The 18185-nt window shown below is 36.7% G+C and carries 13 protein-coding genes; 1 reads left to right on the forward strand and 12 read right to left on the reverse strand.

Going from position 1 to position 18185, the window contains the following annotated elements; translation table 11 throughout:
- Positions 1 to 95 precede the first annotated feature (95 nt).
- The gene (locus QM524_RS04590) at positions 96 to 668 is read left to right on the forward strand and encodes a DNA-3-methyladenine glycosylase (protein WP_283343677.1); all 573 of its coding nucleotides are present in this window, start codon (positions 96 to 98) and stop codon (positions 666 to 668) included.
- Between the two features lie 276 nt (positions 669 to 944).
- On the opposite strand, the gene QM524_RS04595 is transcribed toward QM524_RS04590, so the two are convergent.
- From QM524_RS04595 to QM524_RS04650, 12 genes are all read right to left on the reverse strand, one after another.
- The gene (locus QM524_RS04595) at positions 945 to 1832 is read right to left on the reverse strand and encodes an EamA family transporter (protein WP_283343678.1); all 888 of its coding nucleotides are present in this window, start codon (positions 1830 to 1832) and stop codon (positions 945 to 947) included.
- 215 nt (positions 1833 to 2047) lie between these two features.
- The gene (hemH, locus tag QM524_RS04600; RefSeq protein ID WP_283343679.1) at positions 2048 to 3121 is read right to left on the reverse strand and encodes a ferrochelatase; all 1074 of its coding nucleotides are present in this window, start codon (positions 3119 to 3121) and stop codon (positions 2048 to 2050) included.
- 136 nt (positions 3122 to 3257) lie between these two features.
- Positions 3258 to 4412, reverse strand: coding sequence for a DUF4249 domain-containing protein (locus tag QM524_RS04605; protein ID WP_283343680.1), 1155 nt, complete (start codon positions 4410 to 4412; stop codon positions 3258 to 3260).
- A gap of 20 nt (positions 4413 to 4432) precedes the next feature.
- Positions 4433 to 6865 (reverse strand): TonB-dependent receptor, encoded by a 2433-nt coding sequence (locus QM524_RS04610; protein ID WP_283343681.1) that lies wholly within the window; start codon positions 6863 to 6865, stop codon positions 4433 to 4435.
- Positions 6866 to 7161: 296 nt separating this feature from the next.
- Entirely contained in the window at positions 7162 to 7848 is a 687-nt protein-coding gene (locus tag QM524_RS04615; protein WP_283343682.1) for an HAD family hydrolase, read from the reverse strand.
- Positions 7849 to 7905: 57 nt separating this feature from the next.
- Positions 7906 to 9504 (reverse strand): serine hydrolase, encoded by a 1599-nt coding sequence (locus tag QM524_RS04620; RefSeq protein WP_283343683.1) that lies wholly within the window; start codon positions 9502 to 9504, stop codon positions 7906 to 7908.
- Between the two features lie 146 nt (positions 9505 to 9650).
- Complete coding sequence (locus QM524_RS04625; RefSeq protein WP_283343684.1) at positions 9651 to 11126, reverse strand: serine hydrolase; 1476 nt, start codon at positions 11124 to 11126, stop codon at positions 9651 to 9653.
- Positions 11127 to 11292: 166 nt separating this feature from the next.
- Complete coding sequence (locus tag QM524_RS04630) at positions 11293 to 11988, reverse strand: LytR/AlgR family response regulator transcription factor (protein ID WP_095165420.1); 696 nt, start codon at positions 11986 to 11988, stop codon at positions 11293 to 11295.
- 2 nt (positions 11989 to 11990) lie between these two features.
- Positions 11991 to 13568, reverse strand: coding sequence for a sensor histidine kinase (locus QM524_RS04635; protein WP_283343685.1), 1578 nt, complete (start codon positions 13566 to 13568; stop codon positions 11991 to 11993).
- Between the two features lie 633 nt (positions 13569 to 14201).
- A complete protein-coding gene (locus tag QM524_RS04640) occupies positions 14202 to 15716 on the reverse strand; it encodes a DUF7133 domain-containing protein (RefSeq protein WP_283343686.1) in 1515 nt (504 codons plus the stop codon).
- Positions 15717 to 15727: 11 nt separating this feature from the next.
- A complete protein-coding gene (locus QM524_RS04645; protein ID WP_283343687.1) occupies positions 15728 to 16762 on the reverse strand; it encodes a plastocyanin/azurin family copper-binding protein in 1035 nt (344 codons plus the stop codon).
- Between the two features lie 232 nt (positions 16763 to 16994).
- Positions 16995 to 18104 carry a DUF2891 domain-containing protein gene (locus QM524_RS04650; RefSeq protein ID WP_283343688.1) on the reverse strand — a complete coding sequence of 370 codons (1110 nt, stop codon included), beginning with the start codon at positions 18102 to 18104 and terminating at the stop codon, positions 16995 to 16997.
- Between the last annotated feature and the right edge of the window lie 81 nt (positions 18105 to 18185).

Genomic DNA, 18185 nt, shown 5'->3' on the forward strand with positions numbered 1-18185 from the left:
TGTCAGTAGATATACAAATAGTAACGTCTTCAGTATTACATACAAACCAATAACTTTAACCTAAGACTTTACATTTGAGGATAAACTAATTAGAGATGAATTTAGATAACTTATTAACCCTAGATACCCTTCAACTTGCCAAAGCAATGTTGGGATGGCGTTTGAGACTTGATTCAGAAGAAGGAAGCTACGAAGGAATAATTGTTGAAACAGAGGCCTATCTACAGGGCGACCCAGCCTGTCATGCTTACAGAACAAAAACCAAACGCAATGCCGCCATGTTCGGAAAACCTGGTACGATCTATGTCTATCAGATTTATGGAATGCACTACTGTTTCAATATATCAGGGAATGAAGAAGGTATAGGCGAAGCAGTATTAATTCGTGCATTAGAACCAACGCTAGGAATAGAATTAATGAAAATGAGAAGAAATACAGCATCTCTAAAAAATCTCTGCTCAGGTCCAGCAAAATTGGTTCAGGCTTTTGGCATTCACATGGATATGAATTTTTGGAATGTCCGAACGGATGCCCTAAGCTTAATTCCTCCTCAAAATCTAATTGTAGATAATGACATTATTACGACTACACGCATAGGTATAACGCAAGGAGCAGATTTTCCATATCGGTTCTATATAAAAGGTAATTCGTTTATCAGTAAGAAATAGGTGATTTGCGATTGAGTGAATGAGTGGTTGAGTGATTATGTAAAAATTTGTTTTCCATTAGTAGAGACTCAAAGCTTTGCGTCTTAAGCTAAGTTATATCTACCATAGTCGCATCAAAAAAGCGGTCGAAAATATATTTTTCGACCGCTTTTTTGATAAAAACTTGGAGCATAATCTCAATCCTAAAAACCTATTGAGATACACAATATCAATTCTCAACCATTGAAAAACAAATTAAAACCATCACTCATTCACTCAATCGCAATTCACTCAATATCAAAAAAATCCTTGATGATTGATGAGAAAAATAGCGACCAAGGCCAGTAATAAACCTAGATAGTTAAGTTTGGTGAGTTTTTCTTTGAAGAAAACAATTCCCACCAAAGACGATACCATGATGACACTGATATTATACAAAGGCAGCACATAAGCTCCATTATTATCGTAATCGCTAAGTGCTTTTAGTAAAAAGTAAAAAGACAAAAAATTAGGGATACCTAATGGAAATGCAGCCAATATACTTTTAAGGTTAATATTCTCATTCAATTGGATTTTACGATATATCAATACTAAAGCACCAAAAGCCATTGAGCCAATCAAAATTGTAAGGGTATATGGAATGCGCTGTTCGTCTGTCTTGATAAACTCTGCCGACAGAAAGTTAAATGTTGTATTTGTGATACCATACATGACAAATACTGCCAGAGGTAATAACCAATTACTGCTAGTGTCTGTATCTTTTGCCTCCTCTTTTTTGAAAGTACTTAAACCTACTGCTCCAATTGCCAATGCTAAGCCAGCATAATTGAGCGCATCAAAACTGCCAGATTTTGTAATAAACAACAAGCTAAAAATAACAGGAATAACCAAAGAGATATTATTCGCCAAAGAAGTAGCTGTCATACCCATTTTTTGCGTTGAGATGCCAGACAGAATAAATGTCACGACAAATCCTATTCCTAATAACAAAGCATATTGTGAGCCTGTATTGAAAAAATTGAATTCGAAATGCTGTTGAGCTGGCATCATCAATAGTCCAGTAAGAAAACAAACGGGATAATTTAAAATAATTGCCTGAAATGTATTTACCTTAAAATTGGGATGAAGTCTAAAATTGACCAATAACAATACGGAAAAAAGTACGCTAAGTATTAGAGATAGCATGGTTAGTTTGTTAAAACGATAATATAAGATTTGAAAAAAAATACTCTATTTAAATTAAGAAGAAACTATTTTATTTCTTGCATGTGTAGCTACAAAAACAAATTTACAGGAATTCCTGAACACATTTAACAAGGTGTAAAAAATTACCCATCTTGTCTACATCAATATGAGTAAGACAAGACGGGTAAAGTAATATAATGAGATATGTATAAAACCTAAGAATTTTTGGTAACTAAATCCTTCAATAACTCTACCCAAATAGGGGAATTATTTAGGCTTTCTACGAGTTGCCAATGCTCTCCGCCTAACTCTTCAAAAACTTCTTTATACTCTTCTCCCACCTCAATGGTTGTTTCGAGACAGTCAGACACAAACGCTGGTGAAAATGCTAGCACGCTTTTCTTGCCTTCTTTAGCTAGTTTCTTAATGGTATCTTCGGTATAGGGTTGTATCCAAGGGTCTCTACCTAAACGAGACTGGAAAGTTGTAAGGTAAGTCCCTTCTTTTAAACCTAATTCTTTTACCATCAGTCGTGTTGTCTCATGACATTGTGCTCTGTAGCAATACTGATTAAAAGAATGAATTGTATCGCAACATGAACCAAAATTACAAGTCTTGCCTGTGCAATCTCCTTTACGAATCTGACGTTCAGGCACACCATGATAACTAAAAATAAAGTAGTCGTATTCATGAGAAGCCATGTAGTTACGAGCGGCTGTGGTAAAATGCTCGATAAACTTCGGATGGTCGTAGTAAGTATTAACAAACTTGATTTCAGGAATGATTTGCCACTGCGAAACAATCTTCATCACTTTTTCATATACCGAACCTGTTGTGGCAGAAGCATATTGTGGAAAAAACGGAATCACAATGATTTTTTGGTAGCCCGAATTTCTGAACTGCTCTAACACAACATCCAAACTTGGACTTTGGTAACGCATGGCTAATTTTACTTCAAACTCCTCTCCTAGTTCTTTTTGGAGCATTGCCTCCACATCTTCTCCATAAAACTTTAAAGGCGAGCCTCTATCTTCCCATAGTTCTTTGTAAGTTTTGGCTGACTTTGGAGAACGAAATGGTGCGATAATCAAATTGACCAACATCCAACGAAAAGCTACTGGAATATCAATAACCCTACCATCCATCAGAAATTCACGAAGGTATTTTCTTACATCTGGTGTATTGGGAGAATCAGGCGTTCCTAGATTAACGATTAAAACTCCAGTTTTCATTTTATTATGCGAAGTGGTCACAGAAGCTTGCGTGTTTTGAGTTTTTACTATTTCCATCTGAGTTAATTTGCCCCGAAAGGCATCCTATTAGTTTGGGATAACAAACCTACGGTACAAAGTTCGAAAAGGTTTCTTAATTTTTAACTTAACTCCTTCGCTTTTGTTTAATAATTTATCAAAGAATGAAAAATTACTAATCTATCCAACCCTCTGGCTTGAATGGTGTACGATAAAGCCCTTCCAAGCACGGTACTCTATCTTGGCAGTTTGGAGCGCCTGGAGGACAAGAATATACTTCCCCAACCGTAAAATTAATCAGTGGCCTTTCGTCAGCAGGAACGCCTGTTTGACGGTCGATATAAAAAACTCTTTTTTTCACAGCATATACATCAAAAATACCAAGGAGTTTCTCGGTTGGATCAGACTTTGATTTTATATTCAAACTAAATCGAGTCTCAGCAGGTACATCAAACAAGGTTCCTGTATTCTGGGTTTGATTGCTTAAGCTTTGATAATAATCGTAGGCATCTTTGGTAATAGAGCGCTGTTCGAGTCTTAAATAATATTTTGAATAATTATCGAATGGCACTCTAGCGACTTTTTTCCCAGTCAATCGTTGTCCATTCATCAGGGCATCCGACATAATATTGAGCTCGTTACTGAAAGTTAAATTCCAACAGGGAGCACTACAGATATAATTCCAAACTTCATCGGTAGGAATACGAGGAGGATCGCAGTTGGTGGTGGCAAAGTTATATTTTGCTCCGCTATAACAAGTCACACAAAATTCAGCTCTTTCATAATGCTTCCAAAACCATTGATAATAATCTCCCGCTGCTGGATCATCTTGAAAATCTGCATATATATTAAATCCTGCTCTTCGTGGATCGGCTTTACTGTAAACATCATTTATTTCAAATCTTGTAATTAAATTCTCAATCTCTGGTGCTTTACGCATTTTTTCGGGCGAAGACTCATATTCTTTGCCGTTCGACAAGCGAAAATGTAAGGTATAAGTTTCGCCAACAGCGCCCTTAAACGTATCTGGTGAAGAATAAACACCCTTGGCAGCGCTTACTCCAGATTCAATATAATTAATGGTCGAACCTGAGGCTGTTGTTAGCCATACCTTCGCACCTGTGATTGGCGTAAAACCGCTCGTTCCGTCGATTCGGTCGGCAGACCAGTAGAGCTTTACCTTTTGTGCCTCCGTAAGGTCAGACAAAGAAGCTTCTACTGTAATAAATTTCAAATAGGCCGCTTGCTCAAAATCACTGACAGGATTGATACAAGCTACCAGATTGAATAATACAATAATGATGATATATAAATACGAAAAACACTTCATAACAATAGCTGGAATAAGTTTTATAAGAACTTGAAATTATAAGTTAACGAAACAAATGGTGCTCCAAACACACTTAACTCATACGGGCGTACACCATAGGCAACAGGCTTGAAGAATACCGAATAGGCATTTTGTCGGGCATAAATGTTATATACTGTAAAAGTCCAACTACCTTCCCAACGTTTTTCTTTGAGTGACGGATTGGTAATAGTCCACGAAAAATCTAAACGGTGATAATCAGAAATACGGGAGTTGTTACGAGCAATATATACAGGATACCTTTGATTATCTATTTGGAATAAACCCACTGGCGAAGAAACAGGGCGACCTGTTTGATAAGCAAAAGTAAAAGAGAAACTATGATGTTTGGATGGCTGGATATTAACCAACATATTAAAATTATGAGGCTTATCATAATTAGATGGAAACCAGTCGCCATTACTAATCTGCTGAACACTTGGAAAATCACCCAACATTTGTTGTAAACTTCTGGCATAAGTATAGCTCAACCAACCGTTGACTTCTCCTCTTCTTTTTGTCAACATTAACTCTAGCCCATAGGCCTTGCCTTTCCCTGATATAATTTGAGTTTCAAGGTTTTTATTTAACTGTAAATTCGCTCCTGAAACGTAATCCAAGATATGCTGTGCATTTCGGTAATACCCTTCAGCTGACAGCTCCCAAATATCATCTTTGAATGAGTGGAAACCTCCAATCGTATAAAAATCGCTAAACTGAGGTTTTACAAATTCGTCTGCCAATTTCCAACGAGCCGTAGGCAATGGAGTCGTATTATTGGAAATCAGTTGGAAAAACTGTTGCATTCTATTGTATCCCAACTTCAATGTATTCTTTTCATCAATAGAATATTTCATCGTCAATCTTGGCTCAAAACCACCATAAGATTTCATCACTTCCCCACTACTGTAAGTTCTGGTACTCACGATTGTATTTAAAGATTTGGGTTCAGTTGTCAGATAGGTATTTACTGTTCCTGCACCCAAAGCCAAATAATGTGCATATCTAAGTCCAGCTTGAATAGTCAATTTGTTGTTAAACTTATATTCGTCATCAACAAAAATCCCAAATTCCATTCCTTGTTCCCTAGGAATTTCCACGGCTGCAATACGTGATTTCACATCTTTATTCAAGCTCCCCGGCTGTATATCATAACGAATACCACTGATACCAAAGTTGATCTTTTGCTTGTCGTCGGGTAAATAATCCCATTGAGCCTTCAGGTTATTGTAAAAAACCTGATTGCGCAAGTCAATATTATTCACTGAATCTGGTGCATACGTTCGGGTTTTGTACAAACTGGTGACTCCCACAATCTCCATACTTAATTTTGGACCAAAATAATGACTCCAATGAATAGAAGCATTTTGATGTCCGTAATCAAACTGAGTTTTTGAGGCAATCACATTTTCAAGACTAAATAGCGAGTCTACCTGATAATAGTCTTCACTCAAATAGGCTGAGAGCGTAATGGTATTATTTTTATTTGGTCGATAAAATACCTTTGAGGCAAAATCATAAAAATTTGCCTTTGTTCCTTTCATATTGTCTGGCGCTAACCATTTGAATAGAAAATCATTGAACGAAACCCTTCCTGCTACTAGCACAGAAAGTTTTTCTTTTACGATTGGAATTTCAGCCATTGCTCGGTTTGAGACCAAGCCAATTCCTCCCGATAACTTAAATTTCTCAGTACTTGGTTCGGTCACCTTAATATCCAACACCGCTGCGCTTCTACCACCAAATCTGGCAGGTATTCCTCCTTTGTAAAGTTCTAATTCGCGAATCGCATCTGAAGCAAAAACAGAAAACAATCCAAACAAGTGTGTAGGGTTGAAAATGGGCATATCGTCAATGTAAATCAAATTTTGATCTACATTACCTCCTCGAATATTCACACCATTTGAACCCTCTCCCACAGACGAAACCCCAGGTAGTGTTTGAATGGAGCGAATGATATCTATTTCACCCATCATGGCAGGAAGCTTCTTGATACCCTTAATGTTGAGAAGAGTTACTCCTAAAGAAGGCGTTTGAATGTCTTTTCGAGTAGCTTGACTCGACACAATTACCTCCTCTAAGGTCTTGCTGATTTCATCCAGCTCAATATTCAACTGGACATTTTTAGTAAGAACAACCCTTGTCCTAAATGGTTTGTAACCAATAGCACTTACTTTCACGACATATTCACCATTTGGCAAATACAATTTGAATACCCCTAAAGTATCGCTAATAAATCCAGATTTTTTGAAATCAAGTGAAATACTTGCATTGGCAATAGGCTCCCCTGTGCGAGAATCAGTCACTTTTCCAGCAATTTCCAGAAGATTGCTTAAAGTCTTATTTTGTGCGTAACAGGAGTTTGAACTTCCTATTGCCATCAATAGCAACAGGATTTTCAGCAATAATGCTGTTTTACGTAGTTGTTGAATCATGTAAATAAGTGTTTGAGGAAAGACAATCGTCTCATTGTTGGTAAAAACGGCAATATAAGTAATTTTCCTCATTTGCTGCCCTGATTCTATACAAACGGTGACGGGGCTACGATAAGTCAGGTGATTTTATCTACTAGAAGAATAATCTTGGAGAGGGTAATGGTGAGTTGTGAATTAGTGCTATAAGAAGGATTTTATGTTATTCAAATGCGTTCTTATCTTTAGCTTTTTTGATGTAGCAGCAATTTTATTTTAAAGACAGCACTAATTCACCATTCACAATTCATCATTAATAATTATAAAATAGCCAGTACCTCATTGGCATGGGTAAACTCGTAGAAGTTTGCATGTTCGACCTTATGTTCGACGGTCTCGTGTGCCCAAGTGGTGTGATAAGGCACATGTACGCCTATTCCACCCAATTTTAGTACTGGCAACACATCTGATTTCAAAGAGTTTCCAATCATCATAAACTCTTCGGGCGCAATGTCCAAATGACTAATCAGTTTTTGATAATCAGCTTCCTGCTTATCTGACATGATTTCGATATGGTGAAAATATTTTTCCAGACCTGACTTCTTCAATTTTCTTTCTTGGTCAAGCAAATCTCCCTTGGTGGCTACGACCAATCGGTATTTTCCTTGGAGCTGTTGTAAGACTTCTTCTACTCCATCAAGCAGCTCGATCGGTTTTTCGAGCATTTCTTTTCCCAAATCCAATATCTTTTCGATAGCCTCGATCGAAATAGTTTTACCCGAAATATGTAAAGCTGCTTCTATCATACTCAAGATATAACCTTTTACCCCGTAACCGTAAAGCGATAAATTAGCAATTTCAATTTTGAGCAACTCCCTCGAAATAGTATGCTGTGGATGATAATCTTCCATCATTTCACAGAATTTATTTTCTACTTCTTGAAAATAGGGTTCATTCACCCACAAGGTATCGTCTGCGTCAAAGGCAATTACTTTTAGTTTGTTCATTTCTTAGAAAATAAAAATGGATGATTTTTCTAACAAATATACAAGAGAGGTTCTACTTTATAATTTTTTCAAAGAAAACCGTGGCTTTGAGGCTACCGTCATATCCAACATTATATCATATTTACCTGTTTCTTTAATTTTGATGTTGTATCCATCATAACATAAGTTTTTGTCATCATTATTGAGAGCCAAGCTATTATTCCAATCGTTGTTTAATCGAAACCTTAGTTCTCCTGCATTTAATGGATAGTTTTTGAGATAAAATAGATTAGGATTACCCTTTTTAGTTTGCATCAGAATATCTTTTCCATCCCAGCCGCTTGTTGTCGCCGTTCCAATAATTCCCCAAGGAAAAGTATCAGATGTTTTTTCAGCGGTTTTAACGCCTCTTAAATTAGTAACTGTAATGGCTTTTATTTTACCAAATTGGTCAGTTTTAAAGTTAAAAGTAAAACTATCAACCAATTTATATAGCGTTTTTGTCACTGGAATGAGCGGAACTCTTGGCAAGATACTTCCATTAAATACCACCGTTCCATCTACAATTCTTACGTAAAAAGTTCCTTCCTTTGAAGAGTATATCCCTTCTATTTGGTACAAATCGTTTTGAGTCACTTTACCTACCTCGATTTTCTTTTGTGACTTACCATATACAATACCTGTTATTTCTTCTGCGATTTTGTCTACTGGCACCATCTCTGAATTAGCTAATATGATGATGGCGATTTCTTGCTCACGGTCTCTGATAAATCTACATCTATAACCAGGTCCAAGTCCGCCGTGACCAAACAATATTTTATCAGAATTTTGAATCCTATACACCTCTTGTCCAAGTCCATAATGCTCTTCCAGATAAGGATTACACATATATTTGACCAAATTAGAGTCAATGATTTTACCTGTATAAAATGCCTCACTAAATTTGTACAAATCCTCTACGGTCGAATACATGGCTCCTGCAGCATAGGGATGATCTGACTTAAACCGTAATGCCTCATTAGAGTTTTTCCCATCCATAAACTCATAACCGAGGGCCTTATGTGAATCTTTCAAATCATTAAAATGAAAACCACTGTTCGCCATTTGACAAGGCTTAAAAATCATTTCGGCAATAACTTCCTCGTATGGCTTTCCCGTAACCTTTTGAATAATATACCCTAGCAGGTAAAAATTCGTATTAGAATAACTCCATTTAGTTTCAACAGAAAAATCAAGCGGTTTGCTCAAAAGTTGTTTGATGAGTTCCTCCTCGCTGTTTGATTCATCAGTTTCGGGAATTCCTGAGGTATGCGATAGCATATTTCTGATGGTAATACTATTTCCTTTCGAGTAATTGGGGAAATATTTAGAAAGATTATCCTCTATAGAAAGCTTGCCTAGTTCTTGTAATTTTAGAATAACTGTGGTCGTAAACATTTTGGTGGTTGAGTATACTCTATAGCGGCTATGATTGGTGTTCTTTTCCTTTTTTACCGCATTCCGATAACCATAGCTTTTCTCGAAAATGATTTTTCCTTTTTCTGCAACTAATACCGAGCCGCTAAACTGGTTGATTTTTTCGTAGGAACTCAATAATTCGTCGATAACAACATTTTTCTGGGCGAAAACAGTACTCTGTGATATCACAAAAAGTAACGTAACTAATATATGTTTCATAAAATGATTGGTTTAAAAAGATTTAGGTTTGGGCAATAGTCTATCCTACCGCCGAAATACATTTCGGCTTGATTCAATAAAAAAAGGTGATTTGATTTTACAAAGATGTTTACTTTTTTGTCAGCGCTTGAGGAATTGTATTTCTATTATTCTATTTTAAAAGTCAAATTATTATCTTCTGTTTTGTCTGTGTTTAAAGCATATTTTGGTGTATTAATCCAACTAGTTTGGTTAATCACAAATTTAAAAGCATAGGTTTTTCCTTTTTCAAATTGCGATTTGGGTACTTCAAGCTCATAGATATTATTACCTTTTAGGTGCATCTTAAAATCTTTGCGTTCAGGGTTCCAATCATTGAATGAACCTGCCACTGTGATTCTTTTTATCAATTTTGGGTCTAATTTTCGATTATATTCAAAGCTAAAAATCACCTTATCTTCTGTTAATCTGTATCCATAGTTTATTTTTTCAGTTGATGTAGTTTCTAAATCTTCTACTATTTTCACCACCGTTTCATATAAATTGCCAAAGGTATTTTCTCCAGAAATATTAACGATAACGCATATCCCTATTTGAAGTTCTGGATAGACTATAAATAGAGTGTTTGTTCCAAAAGCGCCTCCATGTTTAAAACAATACTTTCCATTTTCTGATACGCCAATTTCGTCCCAAAAATATCCATTCCACGATTGATCGCTGTTGGAAATATTGCGCTGAGATTCTTGCACTATTTTATTTTTTGGATCTAACTCAAATCTTAAAAATTTGATTAAATCGTTCATCGTTGAATTTCTATTTCCACCAGCAGCCCACAAATTGGTAAAACTATTGGGCATCAACAGGTAATTGTTGTTATAACCACTCGCAAGACTATTATCTATTTTTATATTACGCTTCGTTTCTTTCATTTTTGTTTCAGAAAAGAAGCTTTCACTCAAAAGTGTTTCAAAGTTTTTATTATACACTTTTTCTAAAATAAGCGCCGACAATTCAAGGCTTGTATTGCTGTATTTATGCTTTTTCCCAGGGATAGTATCTAGTTTTATCGTTTCTAGGTCTTCAAGAAACTGCTTCTTACTATAACTTTCGTCTATTTTTTTTATGCGAAAACAAGTACTATCGTCCATATTCTTTTTCAGATAACTGAAATCTGGAATTTCTCTATCAAAGGAAGATTGAAAGGAGATTAAATCCTTTATTCGTACTGGAATACCTTTATAGGCCAAATTGGGATATGAACCATTGAGATATTTCCTGATGTCATCATCAAGATTGACTTTCTTTTCCAGAACAGCTTTGGCCATCAAATAGCCCGTCATCACTTTTGTAACGGAAGCAACATCAAAACTGGTCTTATTATCGGCTTTATTACCTTTTCCTTTGTCAATTTCTCCATAATGTTTGGTATAAACTTTTCCGTTTTTTACTATGCCAATAGAAACGGAATAGGTATTTGACTTTTTGAGCAAATAATCGGCATTATTGTCTAAAATCGTGAAAATCCCCTTATTTGAAGCATTTTGTTGTTGAGCAAATAGCGTATTATTGAAAAAAGTACATAAAAAAAGAAAGAGTGAACAGTATAGCCTCAACAACTGAAGCATCCTTAATCCTTGTTTCATAATTGAGAAGTTTAAAATGTTTTAGGTTTGTTTTCTAAATTGTTTCGATTGAAAAAAAGAAGATTAAAGAGGTTTATTGGTTATACTTTTTAAAATTTGGGCAAAAAGGTTCATTTCTCTGAATTTGAGCTTCAGATGCTTACAATTGACCATCAAACAGAAAATTTTATCTCAATTTAGCCTTGGCTTCAGCCCAAGCCTCCTCGTAACTTGCGCCAATGGCAATTTCTTTGGATTTAATTTCTACAGCATTTTTGGCGATTTTTTCTATCTTATCGAGCGCAATCAAATACGAACGATGTATACGTAGGAATAGGTTTGTAGGTAATAACTCAGACATTTCGTTGAGGGTCATTCTAACGACTACTCTTCTTTCTGTCAAAATCACATTGAGATAATTTCCTTCGGCTTCGATATAATGGATTTCGTCCAGAAAAACCTTTTCTTCCTGATAACCCGTCTTTAAAAAAATGGACTCAGGTACAGATTTAGCAGATTTCTGAATGACTTCGCTGGCTTTGTTACAAGCTTTCAAGAATCTTGGGAAAGAAAAAGGCTTCAAAAGATAGTCCAAGGCATCCACTTCAAAGCCCTGAACGGCATACTCGGAATAGGCAGTGGTAAACACCACAAAAGGTTTAGAGGTTAAACTAGAAAGCAGTTCCAAGCCCGTAATATCGGGCATGCGTATATCCAAAAAAATCAAGTCCACCTGATTGGTCCGCAAATAATCTAAGGCTTCAAAAGCATTGGTAAACATCGCTTTTAGTTCTAAAAACGGCACTTTCTCTGCATGAATTTGAATTACCTCTAGGGCTTTGGGTTCGTCGTCGATGGCGATTGCTTGGATAGCTTGGTTCATGCTTATTGGGTTTGGAATGGTAAATAATTGATTTGCAAAGAAACAAAATATTCATGCGAATTCGACTGAATATCTAACCTATGGCGATTAGGATAAATCATTTGTAGGCGTTTTTTCAAATTATCCAGCCCAATACCTGAAGCTTTTTCAGTATCCAAACCTTGTCGAACATGCATCGAATTATGAACCTTGCAATACAAATAGGTATCATCAAAAGTAATCGTAATATATATCCACGAGGGATTTCTCAGACTTACTCCATGCTTAAAAGCATTTTCAACTAGGGGATTAATCAACATAGGTGCTATCCAAATTTCTTTTTCTTGAGGCTGAATAATCACTTTTATATCAATCGAAAAGTTTTGATCTAGGCGAAGTTTCTGTAAACTAATGTAGTTTTCGAGATATTCTATTTCTTTGACTAATGAAATCTTATCTTGGTTGTTGTCATGCAACATAAAGCGCATCATGTCACCCAGTTTTTGAATTCCAGTCGATGTATCCTCCGCCTTTTCTCGTAAAGCCACAGCATATAAGGTATTCAAAGCATTAAACAAAAAGTGCGGATTGACTTGTGCTTTCAAAGAAGCCAACTCCGTGGATTTATGGACAATCTGGTTGGTGAGTGTCGTTCGGGTATAATCAATATATGAACGAATCACCGCGGAGATATAGCCAATCCCAGCAGATAAGGTAAACACCGCTTCCAAATCAAAGGTTTCGCATGGAATATGTTTATAAATAACTGCATAAGATACCACGCAAAACACAACATAGGCAAATCCTCCAAATATGAACACCAAAACTCCCTTGGCAGTCTTAATTGACTGTGGAATCAGCACAAAAGGAAACAGCCCATAGTACGCCAACCCGTGAAATAAGATAGCTCCAAAAGCAATGGATGCCCAGTATGCTGGTTGTGGAGGATGAATCACTACATTGCCAATCGAACCAACCGATACCCAAAATATCCCTGTTAACACCCAAATGGCCGCCACACATACATAGGCACCAACGTTGGCTTGGTCGGTTTTTTCAATGGCTTTCTTTTCCAAATGATAGACCAATAACATTCCCAGCTCGTAGGCAAGCAAAACAAAACAGGCATTGAGAAAACTATTGAAGACAAACCATTTCCGATAAATAGATTCAGTCGCAAAACCTGATACCTGATTGAGTTCTTCTTTCTCAATTCTCCAGTTAAGTTTTAAAAAATGGTATGACCAAACACTGAGAAACGTAAGTAACAATACGCCTGCCAACATTAAAATGACCGTTGTATTAAACTCTTTTCTCACAATTTTAGGAACGGTAAAAAAGTGCAACAACGTCCAAGCTCCAAAAAATAGTACCGCCGCAATAATCGTTGGTAAGTTTATATACTTAATGGTATCATACTCTCGAACAGCGTCCCAGAAGGATGTATAATCCATCAGTATGTATTCGTAGTTTTGTACTTTACCAATTTCATTATCAAAATATTTTATGACCCTCGTAAGGTGTACAACATTGTATAGTACCGTAAACAGTAGTGCCAATGACCACTCTGTAATTCGTAGTTTTTTCTGGATAGGATTCATGGTTTAGCCGTTTTTTCTTCAAACTTAGACAATCCTCTTTTACTGAGTGAATGAATGGGATGAAACTTCCTAAAAATGGGATAAAATGCTTCAATTAGTGCTTTGCTAAAAGAATTAGCTGTTTGTATAGACATGTTTCAGATAAAAAATCTTCAAATCTTTCACTTGTAAAGCATAAGCAGTAAGGACATAAAATTAGCATGGCGAGAGCACAGTCTTAAAATAATCAGTCAAAAATATTACTCTTGATCAATGCGTTCTCAACCAAAAAATATATTCAGGTTTAGGGCTTGAGAAATAAAATGCAGACACCAAGATAAACACTTCTGGACGACCATTACTCAACCTTCACGTTGAATAAACTCTGTTTTCTTTATAATAATACTAGCGAATGATTGAAAAATGTAGACAGCAGAAAATCATCAATAAACGCATTTTTTATTCTTTAAAATAAACAAAAATGAAGCTCGTGAGGCTGACTAAATTTGGTGTACAAATTTCTTGGTCAGTTTCACGAGCTTCACGTTTAGAATTCAACTTTACCTATCAATCCTTAATTGATTGAAGATTAACAACTTAAACCTTATAAAAGATTAATAAAACATTTATAGAGAATATTTTATGTTGATTTTTTTATTTAAGTTGGTTGAGAGAGTAACAAACCAAATTATTCAATACTCTTTTAGACTTATTGGCATTAATTATTTCTCCTAGACGCATTTCGTAGACATATCCTGCTTTCATCTCATCTAGTACCACATGCACTTTTGTTTTATCATCGGAGAGAGAAATACTCTTTACCCCTATCTCTTTTACGTCAAATTGCTTTGAACCATAGGCTTGATGATATTCATAGTAAAAGCGCTTGAATTTAAAATTGGCTACATTTTGTGCACTTTCGGCATCAAGTGGCATCGAGAAAGTCAAATCAAAACCATCCTTGGTCAGGTTCATTGCCATGAGATCTAGGTGTTTTTCGCCCTTCCATTTAATCCTTTGTATACCCCTAGCTCCTACCCAACCGTGGTCGTTTTGACCTACCCACAAAGCACCATCTGGGGCAAATGCTAAACGGTTGTTACCAATTCGCATCTTCGTACCAACATTTAATGGTATACATGCTCCTTGCATTTTACCATTCACTTCTTCAAGTAAAAGGCGAATCATGTACTTATGATCCATATCTCCAATCAACATTTGACCTCCAAATTGACCAAACTTTCCATTGGTATTATCCAATACTGGTTGTGTAGGTGAGTTAGCAAAATAACCATGTGGAAATTGTACTATTTCTTTAGTACGCATACTATCCAACTGCGCTACAGGAAGCGAAATAGGCACTACTCTTGGAAAGTCCTTCTTCCAAATAAGACCAGCTGGATGTCCATAAAACTTACCTTCTTCAACATGAAATAGCTTGCTTGTACCTAACCAATCTCCTTGATTATCGGATACCAGCAATCTACCTTGTGCATCAAATCCTAGCCCGTTGGGCGAACGGAAACCTACTGCATAAGGATGCAATTTGCCCTGCTTATCCAATCGCATAATCCAACCACGATAGTCCACACAGGCATACATACGACCTGGTCTTGACAAAGAATCGTAAGTACCTCGAATCTCGGGACGGATACCTGCGCCATTGGAAGCTAGATTAAGCGCTATAAACAAATTACCTTGTTTATCTTTGACAGGACCAAAAGCGAACTCATGGTAATTGCCTGACAAGCCAAAATCATCGGTAACTTTCTGGTACAAGTCTGCCTCGCCATCTCCGTCAGTATCTTTTATTCTCGTTAATTCTGGTCTTTGCATGACCAAAATTTCATTATTGCTCACCACCATCAAACCTAAAGGGTCGTGTAAGCCCTCTGCAAAGCGTTTCCATGTACGAGTTTTGGGATTGTAAATCATAATTTCCCCACGGTGGAAACCCGCGACAAAACGTCCATCTGGCAAAAAGCCAATAGAGCCTGTTTCAGCAATCAAACCATCTGGGAGCGGTATATCTTCAACCTCATAATACATCGCCGCAGAATCTTTAGGCATTGATGTGTTTTGCGCCTGCACAGCAGAGCCTAGTAAGCTAACTAATAAGCCCACTCCAAATGATTTCCATAGCTTATGCTTCAAATCTTTCCTTTTCATGAAATAGGTTTTTATTTTCTTTTAATGATAACACTAAAGGATTTTATAGTCTTCGGAACTGCAATAGCCCCATTTTTAAGCGTTACTCCTTTTAATTGATAAGTAATTGCATCATTTTTGGGTAAAGTAAAGTTCATAGTTGAACTGCGCTCTCCAATTACAAACGTTCTGGTGAGAGATTGAGCAGTCTCATTCCAAGTCAAGGTTTCACTAACTTTTATCCCGTCTAGGGTATATTCGAAGGTTGGTACTCGCTTTACCAATTTATATCCTTTAAAGTCTACCTTGGGTTGGGTTTTATTGATACCAATTGTAAAAGGAAATTGTTGTTCTTTCCAATAAATTTCACCCTCAACTTTTGTCAGCTTGCTTCCATTTCCTTTCCATTGTTCGGCGTTATCTACGAATCCGCCTGTCCAAATGTAACGCAAGTAACATTTACCAGCATCCCAACAATAGGACTCTGTAGGAGTCAGACCAACAGCAATTGCCGCTGGACTAGCTTCTGGCATAAACGTACGATAGAGCATTGGAAATTCAATCGGATATGGATGTGGAGAACTAGGCATTCCATGTCCATGATGGGCGTGTTCATTACCAGTACCTGCGCGTTGAGATTCAGGGATATTGGTATCTTTTTCGAATGGTGGAATATAAGATTGTCCTACATAAATAACACCAAACATCACATAGCCATGTCCCGGGTAAGTACATACATAAGGATATTGACCAGCTTTATCAAGCACAAACGAAATAGTTTCCATGTTACCTGGCTCTACTATTTTAGTACTAGCGATTACCAAAGGTGATGTTGGAACATAATTCATTTTTGCACCACGTTCAGCTAACTTTGCGGCCTCCTCAACTACCTTTAACCGAGAACTGGGTTTGGTCAATACAAAATTATGTGCCATATCATCATGATTGTCCAGTATCAGCGTAACACGAGTATTGGGTTTTAGTATCAATCTTGGCGTATCAAACTGCAAACCGCCGAGCACTTTTATCGTTATAGTGGTATCTGACAATACTTGGGCTTCAGTCATTACTGGTAGACAGGACAAGAGTATTATTCCTGAAAGCACATTCCTTATTTGGCAAAATACTTTTTTCAATTTAAGATTCATTGAATACAATGTTTTGAGAAAAACGGGCAAAATCGTTTACTAAATTAGGTAGAGGTAGAATACAACAGCCCTACCTAGTTCAATAAAGACAGCAATCTTTGAAATTTACCTATGTTCGCTTATTAGAATTTCCATATAAAATCCTTTAATCTTACTGATTCAAAGCATACATAGCAAATGAACCAAGCCAGTGATCACCACCGTAATTACCATTGGCTATATTGGGTAAGGTCTTTTGTAAGAACATAACAGCCGTTTCTTGAAATTGTTTTTTGCGTGGATCGGAAGTAGGAAGCTGTTTGGCAATACCTTGCAAACACCATGCTTTACTCAATGACAAACCATCCAAATGTACGATTGAGTAATCAGAACGGTCACTCACGATAGGCAATTGTAACACATTTTTCAAACCTTCAGGCGTGTAAAATTGGTTAAACCAAACTCCAAACTCTTTATTAGGTAACACTCTGCGCATCAAATCGGCAATTTCTAAACTTGGAGATAGGAAATCTGTTCCATCTGGTTCTAGAATGGCAGCAACTGCCTTATTTTTCAAATAATAATCCTTACTGCGTTGTACTAATAAGCTTTCAAACGCCGTATTTTTCGTAGCACGTGCCCAATCCAAAGCGAACACCATCCCAAAAGCCGTGTTGGGATGCACACCCGTACGATTGGGATAAGTTTGCTTCGGTAAATAGTCTTTCCAACGTTGAACAATTATTTGCGTCAACGGCTGTAAATTTTTATGCCATTTTTTCGCCAATGGACTGTCCCAAGCCAATAATTCCTCATCCAGTTTCAGCAACCAAGCCCAGCCATAGGTTCTTTCAAAGCCCTTTGCTAGTTTATATTTGGAAAAATAATCGGCTTCGGTTTGCAAATTTTCCGGAAGAAAACTGTGTTCCAACACTTTGATAATTTGTGCTGTTTCTGGCAAATCTGGATACGATTTTAGAATTTTTACCAACATCCAATGTCCATGTACAGACGAATGCCAGTCCAAACAACCATAGAATGACGGGTGCAATTTTTTGGGACTTAAAGCCACTTCCTCGGCTGTTTCAATGGTGTGGTTGGGTTTATTAGGAAATTCTGTTTCGATACAATGCAAAGGTAACTGCGCCAAGAACGAAACCCCTGCTTGGGTTAGCTCAACCTTTTTTCCATCCTTCGACACACTGATATATGGATTTTGCTGTGCAAAACCTGATATGCTACTTGTAAGCAGTATTCCGAGTAATATTTTTTTAGCGTTCATTATAAAAAAGTTTTAGCAATGCTTGAAGTGTTTTTTACAAAAATGGAGAAGAATAAAATGCCCTTTATCTTGCCTTGGGTT

Origin of the sequence: Flectobacillus roseus (assembly GCF_030056595.1) — a bacterium.
Classification (GTDB): domain Bacteria; phylum Bacteroidota; class Bacteroidia; order Cytophagales; family Spirosomataceae; genus Flectobacillus; species Flectobacillus roseus.

What these genes read in the sequence shown, in the direction of transcription:
- QM524_RS04590 (WP_283343677.1), top strand. Translation starts at nt 96, where the DNA reads ATGAATTTAGATAACTTATTAACCCTAGATACCCTTCAACTTGCCAAA.
- QM524_RS04595 (WP_283343678.1), bottom strand. Translation starts at nt 1,832, where the DNA reads ATGCTATCTCTAATACTTAGCGTACTTTTTTCCGTATTGTTATTGGTC.
- hemH (WP_283343679.1), bottom strand. Translation starts at nt 3,121, where the DNA reads ATGGAAATAGTAAAAACTCAAAACACGCAAGCTTCTGTGACCACTTCG.
- QM524_RS04605 (WP_283343680.1), bottom strand. Translation starts at nt 4,412, where the DNA reads ATGAAGTGTTTTTCGTATTTATATATCATCATTATTGTATTATTCAAT.
- QM524_RS04610 (WP_283343681.1), bottom strand. Translation starts at nt 6,865, where the DNA reads ATGATTCAACAACTACGTAAAACAGCATTATTGCTGAAAATCCTGTTG.
- QM524_RS04615 (WP_283343682.1), bottom strand. Translation starts at nt 7,848, where the DNA reads ATGAACAAACTAAAAGTAATTGCCTTTGACGCAGACGATACCTTGTGG.
- QM524_RS04620 (WP_283343683.1), bottom strand. Translation starts at nt 9,504, where the DNA reads ATGAAACATATATTAGTTACGTTACTTTTTGTGATATCACAGAGTACT.
- QM524_RS04625 (WP_283343684.1), bottom strand. Translation starts at nt 11,126, where the DNA reads ATGAAACAAGGATTAAGGATGCTTCAGTTGTTGAGGCTATACTGTTCA.
- QM524_RS04630 (WP_095165420.1), bottom strand. Translation starts at nt 11,988, where the DNA reads ATGAACCAAGCTATCCAAGCAATCGCCATCGACGACGAACCCAAAGCC.
- QM524_RS04635 (WP_283343685.1), bottom strand. Translation starts at nt 13,568, where the DNA reads ATGAATCCTATCCAGAAAAAACTACGAATTACAGAGTGGTCATTGGCA.
- QM524_RS04640 (WP_283343686.1), bottom strand. Translation starts at nt 15,716, where the DNA reads ATGAAAAGGAAAGATTTGAAGCATAAGCTATGGAAATCATTTGGAGTG.
- QM524_RS04645 (WP_283343687.1), bottom strand. Translation starts at nt 16,762, where the DNA reads ATGACTGAAGCCCAAGTATTGTCAGATACCACTATAACGATAAAAGTG.
- QM524_RS04650 (WP_283343688.1), bottom strand. Translation starts at nt 18,104, where the DNA reads ATGAACGCTAAAAAAATATTACTCGGAATACTGCTTACAAGTAGCATA.